This window comes from Streptomyces sp. S6 (genome assembly GCF_054880855.1).
Genome location: NZ_JBTYMC010000464.1, coordinates 1 through 3,790, shown reverse-complemented (window position 1 = coordinate 3,790; position 3,790 = coordinate 1). Strand labels below are relative to the sequence as shown.

General features: G+C 73.6%; 3 protein-coding genes and 1 pseudogene. 2 read left to right on the top strand and 2 right to left on the bottom strand.

All coding sequences use genetic code 11. The annotated features are described in order from the left end of the window. Positions 1-1,300 (bottom strand): xylulokinase (gene xylB, locus ACVNF4_RS33665; RefSeq protein ID WP_461806669.1); only part of this gene is annotated, 1,300 nt, incomplete at its 3' end. A gap of 146 nt (positions 1,301-1,446) precedes the next feature. On the opposite strand from xylB, the gene xylA reads away from it, so the two are divergent. Both xylA and ACVNF4_RS33655 read left to right on the top strand, forming a co-directional pair. Further along, the gene (gene xylA / locus ACVNF4_RS33660) at positions 1,447-2,613 is read left to right on the top strand and encodes a xylose isomerase (RefSeq protein WP_461806668.1); all 1,167 of its coding nucleotides are present in this window, start codon (positions 1,447-1,449) and stop codon (positions 2,611-2,613) included. Positions 2,614-2,842: 229 nt separating this feature from the next. Next, complete coding sequence (locus ACVNF4_RS33655) at positions 2,843-3,235, top strand: hypothetical protein (RefSeq protein ID WP_461806667.1); 393 nt, start codon at positions 2,843-2,845, stop codon at positions 3,233-3,235. Positions 3,236-3,339: 104 nt separating this feature from the next. Here the strand turns inward: ACVNF4_RS33655 and ACVNF4_RS33650 are convergent. Next, positions 3,340-3,790, bottom strand: a pseudogene (locus ACVNF4_RS33650) (SWF or SNF family helicase); the annotation flags it as partial.

Sequence of the window (3,790 nt, the reverse complement as noted above, 5' to 3'; positions counted from 1 at the left end):
CCTCGCCGGTGAGGAGGCCGGCGGCCTGCGCGGCGGCGCCGAGAGCGACGAGCTCCTTGGCCTCCGGGACCTGGACGGGACGTCCGGACAGGCGCCGCACGGTCTCCTGCCAGGCGCGGCCCCGGGCACCCCCGCCGATCAGCAGGAGCGGCGCGGAGCGGTCCGCGTCCTTGTCGAGGACGAGGTCCAGTGCGCCCAGCAGCGAGTGCACGGCGCCGTCGTAGGCGGCCTGGAGGAGCTGGCCGGCGGTGGTGTCGTGGCGCAGGCCGTGCAGGATGCCGGAGGCGTTCGGGAGGTTCGGGGTGCGCTCGCCGTCCAGGTAGGGCAGGAGGGTGACGCCGGTGGAGGGCTCCACGGCCTCACGGTCCAGGCCCAGCAGGGCGGCGACCTTGTCGACGGCGAGCGTGCAGTTCAGGGTGCAGGCGAGGGGGAGCCAGTCGCCGTGCGCGTCGGCGAAACCGGCGACCGTGCCGGTCGGGTCGGCTGGGCGCCGCTTCGACACCGCGTAGACGGTCCCGGAGGTGCCGAGGCTCAGGACGGGCGCCCCGGGACGCAGTCCGAGGCCGAGGGCCGCCGCCGCGTTGTCACCGGTACCGGCCGCGACGAGGGTGCCCTTGGCGAACGGCAGCCCGTGCCCGTCACGGACGGTGCCCGCGACCTCGCCGGGGCGCACCACACGCGGCAGGAGCGCCGGGTCGAGGCCGACGCGGGCGAGGATCTCCTCGTCGTAGCCTTCCGTCCCCGAGGCCCACCAACCCGTCCCGGAGGCGTCCCCGCGGTCCGTGGTGCCCTCGCCGGTCAGCCGTCCGGTGAGGTAGTCGTGCGGCAGCCGGACGGCCTTCACCGCGCGCAGCGCCTCCGGCTCGTTCTCCGCGAGCCACGCCCACTTGGTGACCGTGAACGACGCCGCCGGGACCGAACCGGTGCGCTCCGCCCAGAACTCCGCGCCGCCCAGCTCCTCGGTGAGCCGGCGTGCCTGCGGGGCGGAGCGGACGTCGTTCCACAGCAGGGCGGGGCGGACGGGCTCGCCGTCGGCGTCCAGCGTCACCAGACCGTGCTGCTGGCCGCCGCCCGCCACCGCCGCGGCCTCCCGCGCGGCGTCGCCGCACTGCCTGAGCGCCTCCCCGAGCGCCTCCCACCACTGGCGCGGGTCGCTCTCCCGCCCGGCCCCCGAGGACACCGTGTGCGGGGCCTGGCCGCTCGCGACGACCTCGCCGGTCGCCACGTCGACGACGAGCGCCTTGGTCGACTGGGTGGACGAGTCCACGCCGACGACGAGCGGACCTTCGGCTGCTGACATCGGGCTCTCCCTCATAGTTCGCGGCTCTGTGATTTTTTACGGCTCGGGGAGAACGGTCTTCCCAGAGGTGCGTCCGCATACTAATTTGTAAACGGCCATGACGAAATAGTCGTACGTGGCGCCGATCCGCAGCAAGGAGCCGCAGTATGAGCTACCAGCCCACCCCCGAGGACAGGTTCACCTTCGGCCTGTGGACCGTCGGCTGGCAGGGACGGGACCCCTTCGGCGACGCCACGCGCGGGGCGCTCGACCCGGTCGAGACCGTTCAGCGCCTGTCGGAACTGGGCGCCCACGGCGTCACCTTCCACGACGACGACCTGATCCCCTTCGGGTCCTCCGACAGCGAGCGCGAGGGCCACATCAAGCGCTTCCGCGAGGCCCTCGACACCACCGGCATGAAGGTGCCGATGGCCACCACCAACCTCTTCACCCACCCCGTCTTCAAGGACGGCGCGTTCACCGCGAACGACCGCGACGTCCGCCGCTACGCGCTGCGCAAGACGATCCGCAACATCGATCTCGCCGTCGAGCTGGGCGCCGAGACGTACGTCGCCTGGGGCGGCCGTGAGGGTGCCGAGTCCGGCGCCGCCAAGGACGTCCGCGTCGCCCTCGACCGGATGAAGGAGGCGTTCGACCTCCTCGGCGAGTACGTCACCTCCCAGGGCTACGACCTGAAGTTCGCGATCGAGCCCAAGCCGAACGAGCCCCGCGGCGACATCCTCCTGCCGACCGTCGGCCACGCCCTCGCGTTCATCGAGCGCCTGGAGCGGCCCGAGCTGTACGGCGTGAACCCCGAGGTGGGCCACGAGCAGATGGCCGGCCTCAACTTCCCGCACGGCATCGCGCAGGCGCTGTGGGCGGGCAAGCTGTTCCACATCGACCTCAACGGCCAGTCCGGCATCAAGTACGACCAGGACCTCCGCTTCGGCGCCGGTGACCTGCGCTCCGCGTTCTGGCTGGTCGACCTGTTGGAGAGCGCCGGGTACGCCGGTCCCAAGCACTTCGACTTCAAGCCCCCGCGCACCGAGGACTTCGACGGCGTCTGGGCGTCCGCGGCCGGCTGCATGCGCAACTACCTGATCCTCAAGGAGCGCGCGCTCGCCTTCCGCGCCGACCCGGAGGTCCAGGAGGCGCTGCGCGCGTCCCGCCTCGACGAGCTGGCCCAGCAGACCGCCGCCGACGGCCTCGCCGCGCTCCTCGCCGACCGCACCGCCTTCGAGGACTTCGACGCCGAGGCCGCCGCCGCACGCGGCATGGCCTTCGAGCGCCTCGACCAGCTCGCCATGGACCACCTCCTCGGCGCCCGCGGCTGATCACCCTCCACGCGCGCGTGCCTGCCGGTGTCCAGGGCGGCCGGGGTGAGGGTTGTCCCGGCCGGGCGGGTGCGCGCGCGTGGGAGTTCAGGTCCCCCGCGACCATCACGTCCCCCCTCACAAGGCATCGTCACCGATACGCCGGAATCATGTCCTCCTCGGCATGAGCCGGTACCAAGCTCCCGCGCGGGGCTCGCCGTTGGCTCCGGGCGGCGTCAGGGTGGATGCCATGGCCACTCCGCCCATGCCCCCGCACCCGCCCTCCGGCGGCGGTTTCGGACCCCCGCCGCCCGGCGACGACCGGTCCCTCCCGTCCCGCCCCCAACGCCGTACACCCCTGTTCGCCGCCCTGGCCGCACTGCTCGGCGTGGCGGTGGTCCTGATCGTCGTCCTGACGACCCGAGGGGGCGGCGACGCGGACGACAAGAAGTCACCGACCGCCGCGACGACCTCGGAGCCCTCCGGCCGACTGCCCAGCAGCCTTCCCACAGAGCTCCTCCCCTCGGGCGTCCTCCCGACGCGGCTGCCCACACGGCTCCCCACGCGCCTGCCGACGGCGATTCCGAGCGGGCTCATCCCGAGCGGGCTGATTCCGAGCGACCTGGAGTCGCTGCTGCCCTGAAGCTGCGCGGTACTGGATCCAGGTCTCCCGCGCGCAGGCGCATGCCAGTGTTTTTGCGGGTGGTGGGGCGCACACGCGTTCGTGGCGCCGCGCGGGAGCCTCCGTCACAGGAGATCCGCCTCGTCCCCGGACGCCGCGGCCAGAGCTGCCGCCGGGTCCGGGGACGGTCCGCCGGCGGGGGCCCAGTGGCCGTCCTCGCTGTGGTAGGGCCACCAACGGCCCTCCCGGTCCAGCCGTATCTGCGTGGACGCCCTGGTCTCGGTCCACCGGTTGGCGTGCGGCCGGAGCGCGGGGCGCTCGCCGGGATCCCAGGCCGCTTCCAGAGCCGCACACGCGCGTGCAGCCACCTCGCCCTCCGGAGTCCACTCCTCCTCCAGAACCGCCAGCGCGACCGCCCCGCCCTCCCGCCACGCGTGCACGGCGAGGCCGAGACCGTCGCGCTCACGCCCCGAACCCGCCGCGAGACGCTCGACCGCCCCGGGGACCGACGGGCTCTCGGCGGCGAGCCGGACGACGTCCTCGGCGAGCGTCCACCCGCTCACCGGGAGCGGGCCG

Bases quoted from the DNA above. Each gene is read 5' to 3' on its own strand.
- xylA (WP_461806668.1), top strand. From the start codon at position 1,447: ATGAGCTACCAGCCCACCCCCGAGGACAGGTTCACCTTCGGCCTGTGG.
- ACVNF4_RS33655 (WP_461806667.1), top strand. From the start codon at position 2,843: ATGGCCACTCCGCCCATGCCCCCGCACCCGCCCTCCGGCGGCGGTTTC.